The sequence below is a fragment of the Kribbella sp. NPDC051718 genome, assembly GCF_040681515.1.
Classification (GTDB): Bacteria; Actinomycetota; Actinomycetes; order Propionibacteriales; family Kribbellaceae; genus Kribbella.
Window position 1 is genome coordinate 206,010 of record NZ_JBFAYZ010000005.1, and the last position, 15,157, is coordinate 221,166.

The window sequence follows — 15,157 nt, forward strand, 5'->3', positions numbered from 1 at the left end:
GTGGCCCTCTCTCATCGCCAGCCACCGCCGAAGAACGAGTCGCGCCCGTGCTTCACGTAGCCGTTAGCGGCCAAGGTCACCGCGATCAGCGGTGCCAGGTTGGTCAGGTCCTTGCGGTCCCACAGCTGAAGGCCGTCGCCGACGTCGCGGAGCCTGGCCGCCTTCAGTGCGTTGTTGACCTCGAGCTGGTCCAGGTGGCCGAGCAGCTTCTGCCCAGTGGGCCGCTTGAAGTCGTCGAGCGGTTCCTTGATCAGGTCGACGAACGCACCAGTGGCCTGCGCGGCCTCCTGCGTCGAGATCGTCCGGAGCTCGAGCTCGCTGCCCTCGAGTTCGTCCTCGATCGCCGCGACGAGCGTCCCGGCCGGGCCGCCGGCGTGCAGGGAGACGTCGGCGACGTCGTACGCCTCGCACAGCTCGGCCACCTTCTTGGCCGCCTTCGACGTACCGACAAGCTCGGTGACCATGACCCAGATCCGGTCGTCGACTTCCCACGCCACGGCTATCGATGTGGTGGAGTGATCGGGCGGTACGTCGACCGCCAGGGTCACGGTTTCGGTCGGGGCAGGCACCAGGGGGTCCGCGAGTTCACTCCAACGGACCAGGTCGACCGCGGGATCCTCTTCTTCAGCGTTCGGCGGATCTTCCCACCAGCCATTGCGCTCGCGGCCGAACTCGATCGGGTCCAGCGTGCGCCGCTCAGCCCGCACGTAGTCGTAGGTGATGCCGGTGCCGTTGGGGCGGACTCGGCCGAGTGAGTGGTTGGCGCGCTTCCAGTACTCCTCGTTGTCGAGCGAGCAACCCTCGACGCCGTACAGGTGCGAGCATTCGATGCCGTCACGGCACGTCGGGTAGTAGCACCCCGGGGTCTCGCCGTGGACGCACTCATCGCGCGCCGCACACGGCGTCGTTCCCCACCCGCCTGGGGCGCAGTACTCGATGTAGACCAGGGACGGGTCACCGCCGGCGCGGCCGCGGTTGCGAACCCTGCGCAGGTGATCGGAGCCGAGCTTGCCGGCCGAGGAACCGTAGGTGATCTGCGGGTCCGCCCGGGCGGACAAGGTCGGCATCAGGGCGCCCATTGAGGTGCTGGACAGGATGAGCGCCTCGTCCGCGACGAACCGCTTGCCGCCGAGGCCTCGGCCGCCGCCCATCGACCGGGCGAGGAACTCGAGCAGTGCCCCGGTGGTGAGCTCGATCGACTCCTCGCCGTGGGAGTAGCTGATCCTCTTCACCCGGCGGGACAGCTCCGAGCTCGTCTCGATCGCCGTGATGAAGTCGTTGAACGCGTCGCGGGCGGTCTTGAACAGATGGGCGGTCCACACGATGCGGTCCGGCGGCAGCATCCACAGGTCGAAGATCGTGACGGTCTGCAGGACGCCCTTGGTCTTGCCGTTCTGCCGGGCCTCGATGATCGCCTGCTCGAGCGTGAGCCATCGGCCGCCGGCCTTGTACGACAGCATCGCGTCGACGTCGTGCTTCTGCTCGGCGTCCAGGGTGACGCCGGCGACCTGCGCCAGGTCGATGGCCTCGTCGCCGTACGAACCGCGGCGCTCCGGCCGCCAGAAGTACGCCGGCGCGACCCGCTCGAGCGTGGCGGTCACGCCGAGGCGGCCTTGCGCGCCAGGCGCTCACTGAACTCGTCGAGCAAGTCACCTTGCTTCGGCGCGGTCCCGGCGAGCGCTTCGGCCATCAGCACCCGCAGTTCCTTGCTCAGCGTGGCCACGCTGGAAGCGGTTGTGCCCGGCGAGCCGATCCGGACGGCCAGAGCGAGCGCCAGCTGACCCGGCAGGGTCTCGAGGCGCTCCCCGAGCTCGAGGTCGCGCTTGACGACGTCCGCCAGGGTCATGTCGACGGGCGGGGTGTCCGCCTGGGCCGGGATGGTCGGCACCGCGGCCGGGTTGGCCTTGCGCGCCGCGTGCGCCTTGTTGCGGCAGTTGGCGTCGCAGTAGAGGCGCGCCCGCTTGCCCGGCGTCTGGGGGACAGTCTTGGCGCAGTTGGGTGCGTTACAGACCGTAGTCATTTTCGCCCCCAATACGTAAAGACGGTTACTCAGGGAGAGAAGGCACCGGGAGGAGGTCCTGCCGGAGGCTCGCCCCCATCACGTTCAGTGACCGCCCCCCTCCCCTTGAAGAAGTCAAGGGCCGGTCGGCGTGTCGCGAACTTCACCGTGATTTCGGCTACCAGGGCGGGGGTGAGTACCCGCTTGCCTCGATATCTGTTGCAGCGGCCGTGGCTCGGACGCAGGTTCGACAGCACCATGCGCAGCTCGGGGTAGTCGTCGTAGCTGAGCACGTGGTCTGCTTCGTACTTGAGCGGGTGTCCTCGCGGTAGCTGGTGACGTGGGATGGGCTGGCCGCACAGGTGACAGTCCCAGCCGTAGCGTGCCTTGCATCGCTCGATGAGCAGCTGCCACGCACGGCCAGCCCGTTGGTCCCCGGGTGCCGTCATCAGATGCCCAGGGGTGCTGGCGTGGGGGTGTTCGCCACGTCGACCTCCGGGTGGGGGGGTACAGCGAAGCCCCCAGGTCGGGGGGCCTGGGGGCTTCGGGCGATCTGGCTCTAGAGACAGCTCTGCTATCGGGGCTAGTGTGCGGCCCAATTTGGGCTCATGTCAAACATCGACGTCACGATGCCTGCTCCTCGCCTTCGTGGTTCTCGGCTCGGATGTGGTCGGCCAGCAGGCCGATGGTGGTTTCGTCCCAGGTCTCGCGGCACTCGTCCTCGGCGCAGACGGCAAGGCGATCCACCACCCGCACCCGCAGGCTGCCTCTCGTACCGCACAGCGGACAGGTGTTGTCAGGTGTCCAGGGTGGCAGGTCCCATCTGGTGACCACTCGTGCCCAGCTCCACCAGCGGCGGACATCGACCTCGATCTGGTGGTATCTGCAGCAGGTCACCCACTTGGTGTGTTCGTCACGCTGCGGCTTGGACCTGGCGCAGCGGTTCTGCGGAGCCAGGGCGGCCAGACTGACCACGCACTGGATGACGTTGCCCGGGTCGTCCTCGCCAAGCGAGCGCAGCCAGGCGGCGGCGTCACGGTCGATCCGCATCAGGGCGTCGATCGCCTCGATCGCGGCCGATGGCTTGCTGCCGGCTGGCCGCAGTGTGCCGGCTTCGACGCTTGCTTTCGGTGTCGAGGCAGCGGCCAGCTGGACGAGCAGTGGTGGGTTGACGGTGACGTGGTGCTTGGCCTTGAGCTTGCGCATGTAGAACTCGTAGTGCTTCGTCTCCTCGCAGAGCTCGCGGACCAGGTCGTGCAGGTCGAGCCTGCGCGGGCCGGTCATGCCGCGTCCTGCCAGGCGAAGGACGGCGTACTGGGATCGGCAACGATCGGTACGCCGTACAGCTCGCTGGCCATGCAGCCGGAGAGCGCTGCGGTGGCGTCATCTGCCTCATTCTCGGGGACCATAGCCACCACCTCGTCGTGGACGGGGAACATGATGCTGCGGCCCCACGGTGTGGAGTCCCAGCGGATCTGGCCGTCGACCAGGAGTTCGCGCGCCGTGCCTTGGATCTCGTAGTTGGGCGCCGCGTGAGGGGCGCTGACGGGCAGGTGAATGACGCGGCCGGAGTACGCCTCGTAGGTTATGTGGCCGAACTCCAGGCCGGCTTTAACCCCCTCGGACCAGGCGGTGACGCCAGGCAGCAGGTGGTTGAGGGTGTCGATGAGTTGCTGGGCCACGTGGATCGGGACGCCCATCTGCTTGGCCAGCGTCGGAGCGCGCCCGCCGTAGAGCCAGCCGAAGTTCCCCCGCTTAACGTTGTACCGATCGCCCTTCGTGGCCTCAGGCCCATAGACCTGCTGGGCGGCGACCGTGTGCATGTCCACGCCTTCGAGCAGCATGCGAATCAGGTTCGGGTCCTGTGACAGTGCGGCCGCCACCCGGAACTCGACTCCGCTGAAGTCGGCGCTGATGAGCTTGTGTCCGGGATCGGCGGTGATGCACGCGCGGATCCCGCCCACGCGGCTGAGCTGCTGGAGGTTGAACCGTACGGATGACATGCGACCGGTGTCGGTGCCGAGGGTGTAGATCGTCGAACGGATCCGTCCGTCTCCACGGTGCACCAGGTTGTGGAACGTCTCCAGGAACAGCGAGAGCGCGGTGGCGTGGTGCCGGTAGTCCAGGACGGTTGTGATGAGCTCGAAGGCCTCCGTTCGCAGACCTGGCTGGTTCTTGATCTGCTCCAGGACGCCTGCTGCCACGGATGGCTGGCCCTCGGGGTACTTCTTGCTCGGCTTGGTCTTGGGCAGGCCAACGCCCATCTCGGTGAGCTTTTCGACGATCTGCTTGGCGCTGCCGGGGTTGTCGATCGTGTAGTGGTCGCGTAGCTGGGTGCTGAGCTCCCCCTTGGCCTGGGTGTGCTCGGCGTGCTTGGTGTCGACGTGGTCGGCGTCCAGAGGAAGGCCGTCGAGCGCGATCCGGGCCGTCATGCGCTGGGCCAGCCGCTCCCGGGCCAGGATGTTGTCCGGGATCGGCGGGAGGCGCCGGGCGATCGCGGCGGTGTCGAGGACGTCGGCGCCGGCGTAGCGCTGCATGGTGGTGCAGCGCGAGTCCACCTGCGCCCAGCCGGACCGTTCCAGCGGGGTGGTTGGCTCGGTGTCCATCAGCCATTTGCCGGCGGTGAAGAGCCGTTTGCGTCCCTCGAGGGCGGCGGTCGAGACGGCTTCGGTCCCCAGCACGGCGGCCGAGATCTCCTTGAGCCCCGGGTCAGAGCCGGTGAGTTGTGGATCCGCGAGCTTGGCCGGAATGACGGTGTCGTGCATGCGGTCCCAGAACGAGTCCCAGTCCACGAGGCCGGCCACAGTGAGTGGTACGCCGTCCGCGGTCGAAGAGTGTGCGTGCAGCCAGGTGGCGGCCGCCAGATGCTTGCGGATACAGGCGTCTTGCTCGGGGTCGGTGGGGTCGAAGTTGACGCTGAACGCTTCGTCGCCCAACTGGACGGTGCGTAGGCCGTAGTGCTGATGTCCGACCGGGTAACCGGTGTTCTCGATGTCCACGGTGAGCGGCGCGTCGGTGGCCGTGATGGTGTCGAGCAGCAGGTCGGCGTCAGCCAGGCCCACCGCTACGACCCCGGCGGTGCCACCGGGGCCACGAGTCACGAGCGTGGGAAACTCGACCAAGTCGCCGGCCGCCTCGTCGAGGATCCGGGCGCGTTCCGCGGCCTTCGCCAGGCGGGTGAACTCGTCCTTCGTCGAAGGCTTCGCGGCGGCCGGTTCGAGGCCCGGAAGCGCCTCCTGACGGGTTGAGGCCCCCTGTGACGGGTTCGGATCCGGGTGTTTCCGCAGGTCAGAGCCGCTATTCGGCTCCTCGGTGACGGGTTGACGGGTTGATTCTGCTTCGTCGCTCACGTGCGTGTGTGCGGGCGCGGGCGCCTGCGCGTGAGGGGCTAAAAGGGCTGTTGAACCCGTCAACCCGTCACTTTCTGCACGAAATGTGGGCCTGACCTGCGCGTTTATCGGTGACGGGTTGGTCTGCGAACCCGTCACCAACCCGTCATAACCCGTCACTGCGGACTGCTGAGGGCTGGGTTGCGGGCTGGGTGCCCACATCGACCGAGGACGCAGTGACCGGCGCTTGCCCTGGTTGGTGTGGACGCTCGGGTAGCCGAGACGGGTGAGCTCGCGGCCCCACTTCGTCTCCGAAGGTGTCAGATCGGCGCGCATGCCGGAGCGCTGGCAGGACGCGCGGAACAGCTGGTAGAGCTCTCGCGAGCCGGTGCCTGTGTCCCACGGTTCCATCTCGTCCTCGACCCACACACGGATCGGGTCCTGCTCGGCGCCCACGGTCTCGGCCAGCCAGCGGATGCTCTCCGGCGCGGCCGCGGTCATGGCGCTGTGCCGGTCGCTCAGCCAGCCGGCGGCCTCGGCCATCAGCAGGGCCAGTACGCCGGGCGCCTCCTGCTGCCAGGCGCGGCTGTTGACGTGACCGATCGCGGCCCGGGTCGCGCCCACCGCCTCGGGGTCCCCGTCGCAGGGGATGAGCCGCACGCGGTCCCGGATCGCGGGGTCGGTGAGGATCGGCTCGTCGTTGGCGGTCAGGACGAGAGTGTGGGTGGGCCGGAAGGTGATGGCGTCCTGGCGCATCTGGTTGGCAGTGAGCTCGCCGCCGCCGGTGAGCTGCTTGAGCCGCTCCTGGCCGAGCCGGCCTTCCCGGGGCCCTTCGTCGATGAACGACAGCCGGCGGCCGCGCAGGTCGAAGATGATCGTGTCGTGGCTGTCGGTGGCTCCCAGCAGTTTCGGGTTGGCGGCGTGGGCGTAGCTGCCAAGCACGCTCATCACGAGGTTGACGACCTGGGTCTTGCCGCGGCCTTTCTCGCCGAGCAGGATCGGCAGCGCCCGGTCCGAGTACCCGGTCAGCGTGATGGACAGCACCCGCATCGCCCACGCCCGGATCTCCGGGTCGGGCCAGACCGAGGCGAGGAACGCGTCCCACAGCGGCGTGGGGCGGCGCTCCGGAGCGACGGCGGTCGTGTGCAGATGCGGGGTCGACGGATCGATCCGGGCCAGCTGAGGGGCCTCGTGGCTGGCGCGCAGGTCGTACGGCAGCCCGCCGGCCCACATGACGTCCGGTTCGGTGTCCAGGTCGCCCAGGCGGATCGCGGACGGGTGCGCGCCGCTGGCGACGAGCACCTTGATCTTCGAGGCGATCGCCGAGGCGCCCTTGTGGCTGAGCAAGCGGGCGCGCCGGCTGGCTCGTGACTTCTCCTCGTTGGAGGCTTCCTTGTCGGCGTCGCCTTGCGGCATCAGCCAGCCGAGCTCGGCGACGGCCCAGCCGGACAGGTCGCCGTGCAGCTCCCAGCGGTCCGGGAGGCGCAGCAGCCAGTTGCTCGTGTCGTAGGCGTAGCGGAGCTCCGGCAGCATGCGGTCCAGCACCGCCTGGCCGAGCGTCTGGTCGAGATCTGAGCTGGGGTCGAACGCGGCCGCGCCGATCACCTCGCGGATGCTCCACCAGCGCGGAGCGCGCATCGGCTCGGTGAGGACCTCGTTGTCGGGGTCGTCGGGCCGGTTGTCGACCGGCATCGGCGGGGGCACGCTGAAGCCGCGGTCCAGCACGCACGGATCGCGGGGCACCTGGTTGGCGCCGACGAGCGTGACCGCCTTGCGGGCGCTGGTGCGCAGCATCTGGCCGAACTCCGGGCCGCGGTCCTCGCCGGCCGTCTGGTGGAGCCACAGGGCGTGCAGATCGGCGATCGCCGCGGCCACGCCGGTGTGGCCGTGTGCGGCGAGCTGGACCAGGTGGTGGATCCGCGCGGTCATGGTGTCGTGGCGGCTGCCGGCGTCGGCGCGGCCGGCCAGCTCGAGGGCGAGCAGCCGGGCGTTGGTGATCTCGGCGCACTCGTCGCGGTCGTCGACCACCAGCTGGTCCAGCAGATGCTGGCCGGCCATCGGGTCCGAGGCAGCCGGCCCCTGGTCTGTGGCGTTCTCGAGCAGCCCGGTCACCCAGCCGGCCGGGAGCTCCGGGAGCTCGATCGGCTTCGGGGGCTGCTCGCTGACCAGGCCGGCCGGGTCGTACCAGCGGTACTGCGCGCCGGCGTGGGTGTTGGTCGACGGCGCGACGACGGCGTACCGGTGGTGGCGCTGGATGATCTCGACGTCGCCGTCCAGCTTGGTGCCGTAGCGCTGTGGCGGGACGCGGTAGAACAGGATCCGGCTCGGCCCGGGGCCCTCCGTGGTGCCACGGGCCGTCGAGGACCAGGTGGGCGGCAGCGCGCCCCACTTCGCCTCGTACGCGGCCAGGGTGTCGGCGCCGCGTTTGCTCACGGTCTTGGTGCTGCCGTCGGGCTGCTCGACCGCCTTGTCGTAGTGGTCGACGTCGATGCCGATGACGCCGTCCGGCATCCGCAGCGCGATCGAGTAGCCGGCGTGGGTGGTGGCGAACTCGACGAGTTGCAGCGGGTCGGTGTCGCGCCCGGCGGCGCCCGTGTAGCCGACGGGCGGCGGGAACTTGTCGAGGGGCGGTACCGGGATGATGCACGGCCAGCCGGCCTGCGCGTACCCGACGACGCCTTCGGCGTACACGCCCGTCATCAGCGCACCGCCTTCACGGACCGGCGAGCGGCGAAGCCGACCGGGTGGATCTGCAGCGGGTACGACGTACCGACGGGCGTGAGGGTGGATTCGGCGACAGCCGCGGGCTTCTGCTTCCCCCAGGTCAAGCGGAGGTTGATCCGCTTCGAGGTGATGGTCAGGTCGATCACGCCTCACCCGCCTTGGTGACCCGGATCAGCTCCTCGACAGCCTGCATGCGGGCCGCCTCGTCGATCGTGGTTCCGTCGAACGTGAACGGGCTGCCGTCCGGCGATGCGACCAAGGACCAGCCGATCACGCCGCCGGTGGTGCCCAGATGCAGCGCCAACGCGACGCCACGTGGATGGAACACGGCGCGGTTGACCAGCCACAGCACGCCGGTGTCGCGCAGCGCCTCGAAGGTGAACGGGATGTGTTGCAGAGTCGCCACGGGTGGCTCCCTTGTTCGCAGGGGTGGTGGGGTGAAGCGGGTACTGCGGCTACTCGTCCAGCAGGTCCGGGTGGCAGTCCTCGTGCACCAGCTCGTTGTCGGCGTAGGCGACCTGTTCGCCGGGCTCGATGCCTTCGCCGCACTCGTGGCAGCGGCCCCAGTAGCGGGCCTCGAACGTCCTAGCCATCGGATTCCAGAGCTCCCGACCAGCCGTACTGCGGGCAGTTGACCTGGCCGGCCTTCTTGTCCGGCACGGCCTCGTCGCCGACGGCATCGAGCTCGTTCAGCGGCACCTTGCAGCAGGCCGTGTGACCGGGCAGCGCGTTGTCGAGCAGGTGGATCACAGGGTTACTCCGATCGCGAGGACCTCGGTGATGCCACCGATCTGCGGGGTCACATAGACCCCGTTCGTCGGGTCTTCGGGGCTGGTCCACGCGCTGGGCAGCTGACAGAGCACCCACAGCGTGAAGCCCTGTACGCCGCCGTCTGTCCGGACGACCGCGCCGACCTTGTTGGGCACAGGGATGGGCCGCTGGCTCTTCAGCGCGCGAACCAGCTCTTTCTCCTGGTCTGTGCTGTTGCGGTTGTCGAACCGATGGATCACGTGGTCGACCAGGCGGTCGCTGAGCTCGTAGGCAGTCATCAGTACGACTCCGGTAGCTCGAGGTCGTCGTCGTCGAGCGGGTGTGGCGCGTCGGTGTCCAGGTCGAACAGTGCGCATGGGCACACCCGGCCGTCACCCGACCAGTTCGGGCACTCCTCCTGCCGGCAACGGGCCATCAGGTTCTCGCTCTCTTGCTCAGTGGGTCGGGGATCTTGCCGTCGTGAACGGCGGCGAACAGGGCGTGCCGGGCTCCGTCGCGCGCGTGGCCCATACCTTTCGTGCTGTCGAGCAGGCCGATCGCGTCGAGGCGTTCGTCGGTGGCCCAGGCCTTCACCTGCACGGCGGCCCGGACGAACCAGCGCCCGCCGAGCCGCCCGTCCTTGGTGCTGTCGTGCTCGTCCCAGATCTCGCGCATGCTGCCGATCAGGTCCCGGGTGACCTCGCCGTGCCGGCCGGAACGCATCGACTTGCGCCCGATGACGAACCGCTCGATGCCGACGATCGTGGGCGTCGTCGGGTCGATCCGGAGCAGCGCCTCGAACAGGGCCGGCGCGACGCCGTGGTTGCACTGCACGACGTGGCTGATCCCGAACGGGCCGTCGTTGAAGCGCAGCAGCACCATGCCGGTGGTGGGCCCGGGGTCGACGCCGATGACGCGTACGGCAGTCATGACACACCTGCGCAGTACCGAAGCGGGAGCGTGCAGTTGGCCGGGCACTTGCCGTCGACAACCTTGGCGATGCCACCGACCCAGCCGCAGTTGTCGCAGGCCGCGACCTGGCCGGCCTCCAGGCGCTCGATCTCGTGCTGGAGGTACCACGCGGCCTTGCGCAGATCCTCGATCCGCCTGCCCTTGGCACCGGCCCGGCAGATGTACTTGACGGCGTTGCCGAGCGTGAAGCCAAGGCCCCAGGCCTCGATGACCTTGATCGCCTCGTACGTGGTGTCGCCGCCGTAGTGCGCCGGGTGATTGACGGCCTCGTTCGGATCGGTGGGGCTCATCTTGGCCTCCCTGTCAGGACGACCACCGGGTAGCGCAGTGTGGTCTCGTCAAACCGCTTGGTGGCCTGCCCGCAGTCATCGCAGTACTCAACCTGGTCACGCTCGATGTCTTCGGGATCGCAGCAGACGACGCGGACGCCACCGGCGTACGGCCCGGTCAGGGCGGCCAGGAACGGCTCGCCCATGAAGTCGACTCCGACGCAGCGGTCGTCGGTGCCGGCGTCGTTGAGGGTGTCGAGGTGGCCGCGCAGCTCGTCGGCGTTCTTCAGCAGTGCGACGCCTACCGGGTCTTCGGTCACAGCAGACCTCCCAGCACGCCCATGACGATGGCGCGCCAGTGCGCGGTGCCGTCCCCGTACGGCTGCGGTTGCGGGCCGACGCGGGGGTGCACGCCGTCGGTCTCCAGGTACATGCCGAGACGGGCGGGTGCCTTCGCGAACGTCCGCGACCAGCCGGCTACACGGTCCGGGGTTATGGCGTCGCGGATGAAGCCGTTGACGTAGCCGGTGTTGCGCTGGTCCGCGATCTGCCGGGTGACGGTGCCGGGCCGGCACACCTGCACGTCAACCCACATCAGGTCGTGGCCGGCGAACAGCGCCAGCGCCATGGACAGCTGGTCGGTGAGCAGCGGCGGCTGGAAGATGTCGTTGGCGCCCGTGGCCATGATGATGACTTGCGGCAGCGTCGGGTAGTTCGCCGTGCGGTCCAGGGCGTTCTCGGTGGTGCATCCGCCCTGGTTGTCGGTGGCAAGTGTCTTGCCGAGGCCAGCGAGCCAGTTGGTGAGCTCCGGCGTGCCCCGCTGGGCGATCGAGTCGCCGAACAGGCCGACGTCCGCGGTGGCCATGTCACCGGTGGTGGTGTGTGCGCCGAGCGCCCCGAGCACGCCGGATCCGTACTCGACGGCTGTCATCAGACCTCCCCGAACACGTGGCGGTCCGGGCTGGACGGGTGAGCGGTGCGGGTGCAGCGCCACGCTCGGCCGAACGCCAACTGCCGGTTGACCTCGCACTTGGGCAGGGCGGCGCGCACCTTGCCGATCAGGCAGAAACAGACGGTGTCGTCCGGGTTGACGTAGCACTCATCGCTGTGGGCCGCGTTGTCGAGCAGCTCGTCGAGGAACGTGAGCAGGTCGTCCTGACTGGTGGGCGCCAGCTCCGACGTGGCCTCGAGCTCGGCTAGCAGGTTGTCGACGGTCTGCGGTACAGGACGCGGTGCGTTCTGGCACCCGGGGTGATGGCCGTAGCCATCCTGAACCGAGGCGCAGCACGCTTCGTCGAGGGCGGTCATGCTGCGGCTTCTGCTCTGTAGTTCTTGGCTGGGACGGTCTGTACGACGCGCAGACCGTGCTTGTCCTGCAGCAGCACCGACAGCTCGCCACGGAACGGCAGATACGGCACCACCCACACCGACTTGGGCCAGTAGCCCAGCGACCACACCTGGCCCGTTCGCTCGACCCATTCCGTGACGGGATAGCGGCGTTCGGGAACGAACTGGCCTGTGCGCTCATCCGACCACTTCGGTTCGACGCGCACCGCGCCGGTCTCGACGAGCTCTTTCCAGGTGACATCCGCGCCGGGCTCCATCGGCTTGGGCTCGAAGGTCTTCGAGTTCTTGACGGCGCGGTACTTCCACGGCTTTGCGGCGTCACGTACCCAGCCCGGGGTCGCAGCGGCGAACTTGCCGCCCGTCCGGCTGTCGTGGTCGACCCAGACGTGGCCGAGTTTGCGGTTGTGCACCTCGAGCATGTGGGTGTCGAACAGCGCGGGGTCGGTGGTCTCGAACGGCACGCCCTGGGGGGCGCAGTCCGAGAGCACCCGGTTGGATGGCTGGCCGTTCCTCACTACTAGCCGGCACGTTGCCGTGAACGTTTTGCGCATGACTCAGCTCGCTTTCTGCAGCCCGAGGATCTCGGCCGCCTGCTTGGCGACGCGGACTTGGGCGGGGGTGGAGCCGCCGAGGATCTCGGCGACGATGCGTGGGTCCTGGACGAGCTCGGCGAGCTGCCCGGCTTTCTCACGCAGTACTGCGCGGATGCGCGTGTCGACGGTGTTGGCCGCGACGACGTCGATCACCTCGATCGACTCGTGCACCTCCGAGCCGATCCGGTGGGCTCTGTCCTCGGCCTGGATGGAGTCGACGAGCGACCAGGGGCGTTGCAGGAACACCACGGTGCTGGCGGCGGTCAGCGTGATGCCGACACCGCCGGCCTGGGTGGTGGCGCAGATCAGATCCAGCTGCCCGGCCTGGAAGGCGTCGATGACCGCGGTGCGAGCCTTCGGTGTCTGGCCTCCGACGATGTGGCCGACCCGCAGGCCTGCTTTCGCCGCGGCCGCGCCCGCCAGCATCATCAGCTGTCTGCTCGGGGCGAACGCCAGCACCGGCTGACCGGGCCGCTCGGCCAGGATCTCCAGCAGCGCCTCGACCTTCCAGCTGGGCCCCTTGAGCTCGAGGTGCACGTGCTGCTTCAGCTGGCCGTACTCGTCGATCTCCGGGCCTTCGGTGTACTCGACGTCGGCCGGGGCACTCGCCAGCGCGGACAGGTGCGCGAGCTGGGACAGCATGCTCATCACTGACAGCTCTTCGCCGTCGGGCAGCTCGGCGAGCATCTTCTCTTCGAAGTCGTCGTAGACCTTGCGCCACACGGTGGGCAGCTCGACAGTGCGGACGCTGTACACCTTCGGCGGCAGGTGCTTCAGCACGTCGGTCTTCGCTACCCGGCGGGTCTGGCCGAGCAGGCACAGCCGGAACTCCGGCTCGGTGTACGGCGACAAGCCCAGTACGGTCTCGTCGTAGTCGCCGGGCACGGTCAGCAGGTAGCGCTCGGCGTACCGGCCTTTCGCGGGCCAGGCGAGCGGCTCCATCGCTTCGAGTGCTGGCCACAGGTCGCCGGAGTGGTGCGTGATCGGCGTGCCGGACAGGTTGACCACACAGGTCGCCTTGCGGGCGAGACGGCGTACCGCCTTCGATTGCTGGGCGTCGTGGTTCTTGATCAGGTGACACTCGTCGATGACGACGGACTGCGGCTTCAGCCGCTCGAGCGGACCGGGACGGTTCCCGCCCTTGGCGTCGACCCGCGCGGTTCCGTACGACGTCACGTAGACGTCGGCCTGGCCCATCAGGGCCTCGCGCTGCCGGGGTGCTCCGCGCCAGGCGGCGGTGCGCCAGAACGGTGCCCACAGCCGGAACGCGGCGACCCAGGCGTCCACGACGGACGCCGGGCAGACCACGAGGATCGGTTCGGGGGCGTTGTCGATCTCGTTGTTGAAGTAGCGCGCCAGCCGCTCGACGAGACCGAGGATCGCGGTGATGGTCTTGCCGGTGCCGGGCTCGTCGGTGATGAGCGCCTTTCCGGTGGCCGCGATCATCGCGGCACCCTCGAGCTGCCACGGGTACGGCGTAAGGCCTTCGGGCAGCTTGTACTGGTTGGCGTACGGCGTGGTGCGCGCGAGCATCTGCTGCGTGGCCCAGGCCTGCAGCGCGGGCTGGGGACGCCAACGGTCGCCGAAGATGTGTGCCAGCTGGATGACGGCCGGCCAGGTCGCGGCCAGGGTGAGGCCCCCCGGCGGGTCGGACTTCGACACCAGCGGGGTGAGCTGCTGCAGCAGTTTGGCCGCGTACGCGACGTCTTCCGCAGGCCCACCACCGGCGACCAGGACGATGTCCCGGCCGTCGGCAGCGAGCTCACCGTAGATGGGGACCATCAGCGGGACGGCAGCGATCGCTTGCCGACGGTGTCGCGGTCGCCGCCGGTCTTCGGCTCGACTGGTACGACGGGGTCCTTGGTCGCGGCGTTGACCAGCCGCGGCGCGTCGAACGTCTCGGTCTTGATCTCGCCGTCCTTGAACGACTCCAGGACTATGCGCTCGCACCCGTGCTCGTAGTAGTGCACGGACACGGCGCGGCCGCTGTAGCCGGTGTGCTGGTCGACGTAATCGGCGCCCAGGGTTACTGCGTGGTTCACGGGTGAACTCCTTGCTGGGGGTGGATGGTGCGGAGTGGCGGCCCGGCCACCGAGAGGGGCAGCCGGGCCGTCACGTGCTGCAGATTGGTTATCCGGCCTGCGTCGCGACCTGCTGACCCGTGATTCGGGCGAGGAGCTCCCGCTGGTCGGCGGGCATGTCGGCCGGTGGCTGCAACGGCTGTCCGGGCGCCGGGGAAGTGGCGCCCGGTCCGGCCTGTGCCGGGACCTGCTGCGGTGCTGCCTGCTGAGGGGCCGGCTGCTGGTACTGGCCGGGCGCCTGACCCAGGTTCGGGTTCACCTGCGGCTGACCTTGGTAGGCCGGCTGCTGGGTCCCGTAACCCTGGGGCGCCTGCTGGTACTGCTGGGCCGGTGCAGGCTGCTGGTACTGCTGCTGGGCAGGAGGTTGCGTGTAGTTGGCGGGAGGCAGTTGCTGCTGAGCCGCGGGCGCAGGAGCCTGCTGCTCGGCGGGTGCGGCCGCGGGCGTAGATCCGTGGGTGCCCTCCGGCCGCCAGTACTGGACGGCGAAGACGTGCGCCGGGTTCATGCCCGGACCACTCGGCCGGGTGCCGGTAAGCGTCACGCGGATGACCGCGCCCATCTCGGGCGGACCTTCCGGTGCGCCGGCCTCAGCCATGGCCCGGACCAGGTCATCGCGGGCAGCGCCCTTGACGTACCACTTGGCCAGGCCCTCGGGGTGGTTCGGGTTCGGCTCCAGCAGCTCGACCGGGACGATCATGACGAACTTCGCCCGGCCGTCCTTGAAGAACAGCGGCTTGTTCTGGTTGTCCGTCTGCTGCTGGATGTCCCCGTTGTTCACAGGTCGGGTGACCCGGATCAGGTAGGACTGGTTGATCAGCGGCTGGTTGTTGGGGCCAGTGAACTTGAGCCCGCCGCCGCCCCCGGTGCTGGGCTGGCTGTAGTAGTCGTCCAGCGAACCCTGTGCGAGCGGGACCGGCGGAGCGGCCGGAGGCTGCGGTGCGTAGCCCTGCTGCGGCGGGTACTGAGGGGCGTACTGCGGTGCGGGGTACCCACCCTGCTGCGGCGGGTAGGTCTGCGGGTAGCCCTGCGCGGGCGGCTGCTGGTACTGCTGCTGCGGTGCCTGCGGGGGATAGCCCTGGTACGGAACGGTCAT

Annotated in this window: 19 protein-coding genes; all 19 read right to left on the reverse strand. The window is 69.0% G+C overall.

What is annotated here, in order from left to right:
- Positions 1–11: 11 nt before the first annotated feature.
- Complete coding sequence (locus AB0M15_RS20255; RefSeq protein ID WP_363820846.1) at positions 12–1,601, reverse strand: hypothetical protein; 1,590 nt, start codon at positions 1,599–1,601, stop codon at positions 12–14.
- Complete coding sequence (locus tag AB0M15_RS20260; RefSeq protein ID WP_363820849.1) at positions 1,598–2,020, reverse strand: hypothetical protein; 423 nt, start codon at positions 2,018–2,020, stop codon at positions 1,598–1,600. Before AB0M15_RS20260 ends, AB0M15_RS20255 begins: the two co-directional genes overlap by 4 nt.
- Before the next feature lie 603 nt (positions 2,021–2,623).
- On the reverse strand, positions 2,624–3,283 hold the full coding sequence (locus AB0M15_RS20265) for a hypothetical protein (RefSeq protein WP_363820852.1): 660 nt from the start codon (positions 3,281–3,283) through the stop codon (positions 2,624–2,626).
- Positions 3,280–8,028 (reverse strand): DNA polymerase, encoded by a 4,749-nt coding sequence (locus AB0M15_RS20270; protein ID WP_363820855.1) that lies wholly within the window; start codon positions 8,026–8,028, stop codon positions 3,280–3,282. The genes AB0M15_RS20265 and AB0M15_RS20270 overlap by 4 nt, the downstream gene beginning before the upstream one ends.
- On the reverse strand, positions 8,028–8,198 hold the full coding sequence (locus AB0M15_RS20275; RefSeq protein ID WP_363820857.1) for a hypothetical protein: 171 nt from the start codon (positions 8,196–8,198) through the stop codon (positions 8,028–8,030). Before AB0M15_RS20275 ends, AB0M15_RS20270 begins: the two co-directional genes overlap by 1 nt.
- Entirely contained in the window at positions 8,195–8,458 is a 264-nt protein-coding gene (locus AB0M15_RS20280; RefSeq protein WP_363820859.1) for a hypothetical protein, read from the reverse strand. Before AB0M15_RS20280 ends, AB0M15_RS20275 begins: the two co-directional genes overlap by 4 nt.
- A gap of 49 nt (positions 8,459–8,507) precedes the next feature.
- Positions 8,508–8,645, reverse strand: coding sequence for a hypothetical protein (locus AB0M15_RS20285; RefSeq protein WP_363820861.1), 138 nt, complete (start codon positions 8,643–8,645; stop codon positions 8,508–8,510).
- A complete protein-coding gene (locus AB0M15_RS20290) occupies positions 8,638–8,802 on the reverse strand; it encodes a hypothetical protein (protein WP_363820864.1) in 165 nt (54 codons plus the stop codon). The genes AB0M15_RS20285 and AB0M15_RS20290 overlap by 8 nt, the downstream gene beginning before the upstream one ends.
- On the reverse strand, positions 8,799–9,101 hold the full coding sequence (locus AB0M15_RS20295) for a hypothetical protein (RefSeq protein ID WP_363820867.1): 303 nt from the start codon (positions 9,099–9,101) through the stop codon (positions 8,799–8,801). The genes AB0M15_RS20290 and AB0M15_RS20295 overlap by 4 nt, the downstream gene beginning before the upstream one ends.
- The gene (locus tag AB0M15_RS20300) at positions 9,101–9,238 is read right to left on the reverse strand and encodes a hypothetical protein (RefSeq protein WP_363820870.1); all 138 of its coding nucleotides are present in this window, start codon (positions 9,236–9,238) and stop codon (positions 9,101–9,103) included. The genes AB0M15_RS20295 and AB0M15_RS20300 overlap by 1 nt, the downstream gene beginning before the upstream one ends.
- Complete coding sequence (locus AB0M15_RS20305) at positions 9,238–9,732, reverse strand: hypothetical protein (RefSeq protein WP_363820873.1); 495 nt, start codon at positions 9,730–9,732, stop codon at positions 9,238–9,240. Before AB0M15_RS20305 ends, AB0M15_RS20300 begins: the two co-directional genes overlap by 1 nt.
- Positions 9,729–10,064, reverse strand: a complete 336-nt coding sequence (locus AB0M15_RS20310; protein ID WP_363820876.1) for a DUF3310 domain-containing protein — start codon at positions 10,062–10,064, stop codon at positions 9,729–9,731. Before AB0M15_RS20310 ends, AB0M15_RS20305 begins: the two co-directional genes overlap by 4 nt.
- Positions 10,061–10,363 carry a hypothetical protein gene (locus tag AB0M15_RS20315; RefSeq protein WP_363820878.1) on the reverse strand — a complete coding sequence of 101 codons (303 nt, stop codon included), beginning with the start codon at positions 10,361–10,363 and terminating at the stop codon, positions 10,061–10,063. The genes AB0M15_RS20310 and AB0M15_RS20315 overlap by 4 nt, the downstream gene beginning before the upstream one ends.
- Positions 10,360–10,974, reverse strand: coding sequence for a hypothetical protein (locus tag AB0M15_RS20320; RefSeq protein WP_363820880.1), 615 nt, complete (start codon positions 10,972–10,974; stop codon positions 10,360–10,362). Before AB0M15_RS20320 ends, AB0M15_RS20315 begins: the two co-directional genes overlap by 4 nt.
- Complete coding sequence (locus AB0M15_RS20325; protein WP_363820883.1) at positions 10,974–11,351, reverse strand: hypothetical protein; 378 nt, start codon at positions 11,349–11,351, stop codon at positions 10,974–10,976. Before AB0M15_RS20325 ends, AB0M15_RS20320 begins: the two co-directional genes overlap by 1 nt.
- Entirely contained in the window at positions 11,348–11,941 is a 594-nt protein-coding gene (locus tag AB0M15_RS20330) for a hypothetical protein (RefSeq protein ID WP_363820885.1), read from the reverse strand. The genes AB0M15_RS20325 and AB0M15_RS20330 overlap by 4 nt, the downstream gene beginning before the upstream one ends.
- Before the next feature lie 3 nt (positions 11,942–11,944).
- The gene (locus tag AB0M15_RS20335) at positions 11,945–13,765 is read right to left on the reverse strand and encodes a DEAD/DEAH box helicase (protein ID WP_363820888.1); all 1,821 of its coding nucleotides are present in this window, start codon (positions 13,763–13,765) and stop codon (positions 11,945–11,947) included.
- On the reverse strand, positions 13,765–14,025 hold the full coding sequence (locus AB0M15_RS20340; protein ID WP_363820891.1) for a hypothetical protein: 261 nt from the start codon (positions 14,023–14,025) through the stop codon (positions 13,765–13,767). The genes AB0M15_RS20335 and AB0M15_RS20340 overlap by 1 nt, the downstream gene beginning before the upstream one ends.
- Before the next feature lie 88 nt (positions 14,026–14,113).
- Positions 14,114–15,157 carry a hypothetical protein gene (locus tag AB0M15_RS20345; RefSeq protein WP_363820894.1) on the reverse strand — a complete coding sequence of 348 codons (1,044 nt, stop codon included), beginning with the start codon at positions 15,155–15,157 and terminating at the stop codon, positions 14,114–14,116.

What these genes read in the sequence shown, in the direction of transcription:
- AB0M15_RS20305 (WP_363820873.1), bottom strand. Translation starts at nt 9,732, where the DNA reads ATGACTGCCGTACGCGTCATCGGCGTCGACCCCGGGCCCACCACCGGC.
- AB0M15_RS20285 (WP_363820861.1), bottom strand. Translation starts at nt 8,645, where the DNA reads ATGGCTAGGACGTTCGAGGCCCGCTACTGGGGCCGCTGCCACGAGTGC.
- AB0M15_RS20260 (WP_363820849.1), bottom strand. Translation starts at nt 2,020, where the DNA reads ATGACTACGGTCTGTAACGCACCCAACTGCGCCAAGACTGTCCCCCAG.
- AB0M15_RS20300 (WP_363820870.1), bottom strand. Translation starts at nt 9,238, where the DNA reads ATGGCCCGTTGCCGGCAGGAGGAGTGCCCGAACTGGTCGGGTGACGGC.
- AB0M15_RS20330 (WP_363820885.1), bottom strand. Translation starts at nt 11,941, where the DNA reads ATGCGCAAAACGTTCACGGCAACGTGCCGGCTAGTAGTGAGGAACGGC.
- AB0M15_RS20335 (WP_363820888.1), bottom strand. Translation starts at nt 13,765, where the DNA reads ATGGTCCCCATCTACGGTGAGCTCGCTGCCGACGGCCGGGACATCGTC.
- AB0M15_RS20345 (WP_363820894.1), bottom strand. Translation starts at nt 15,157, where the DNA reads ATGACCGTTCCGTACCAGGGCTATCCCCCGCAGGCACCGCAGCAGCAG.
- AB0M15_RS20325 (WP_363820883.1), bottom strand. Translation starts at nt 11,351, where the DNA reads ATGACCGCCCTCGACGAAGCGTGCTGCGCCTCGGTTCAGGATGGCTAC.
- AB0M15_RS20265 (WP_363820852.1), bottom strand. Translation starts at nt 3,283, where the DNA reads ATGACCGGCCCGCGCAGGCTCGACCTGCACGACCTGGTCCGCGAGCTC.
- AB0M15_RS20310 (WP_363820876.1), bottom strand. Translation starts at nt 10,064, where the DNA reads ATGAGCCCCACCGATCCGAACGAGGCCGTCAATCACCCGGCGCACTAC.
- AB0M15_RS20270 (WP_363820855.1), bottom strand. Translation starts at nt 8,028, where the DNA reads ATGACGGGCGTGTACGCCGAAGGCGTCGTCGGGTACGCGCAGGCCGGC.
- AB0M15_RS20320 (WP_363820880.1), bottom strand. Translation starts at nt 10,974, where the DNA reads ATGACAGCCGTCGAGTACGGATCCGGCGTGCTCGGGGCGCTCGGCGCA.
- AB0M15_RS20295 (WP_363820867.1), bottom strand. Translation starts at nt 9,101, where the DNA reads ATGACTGCCTACGAGCTCAGCGACCGCCTGGTCGACCACGTGATCCAT.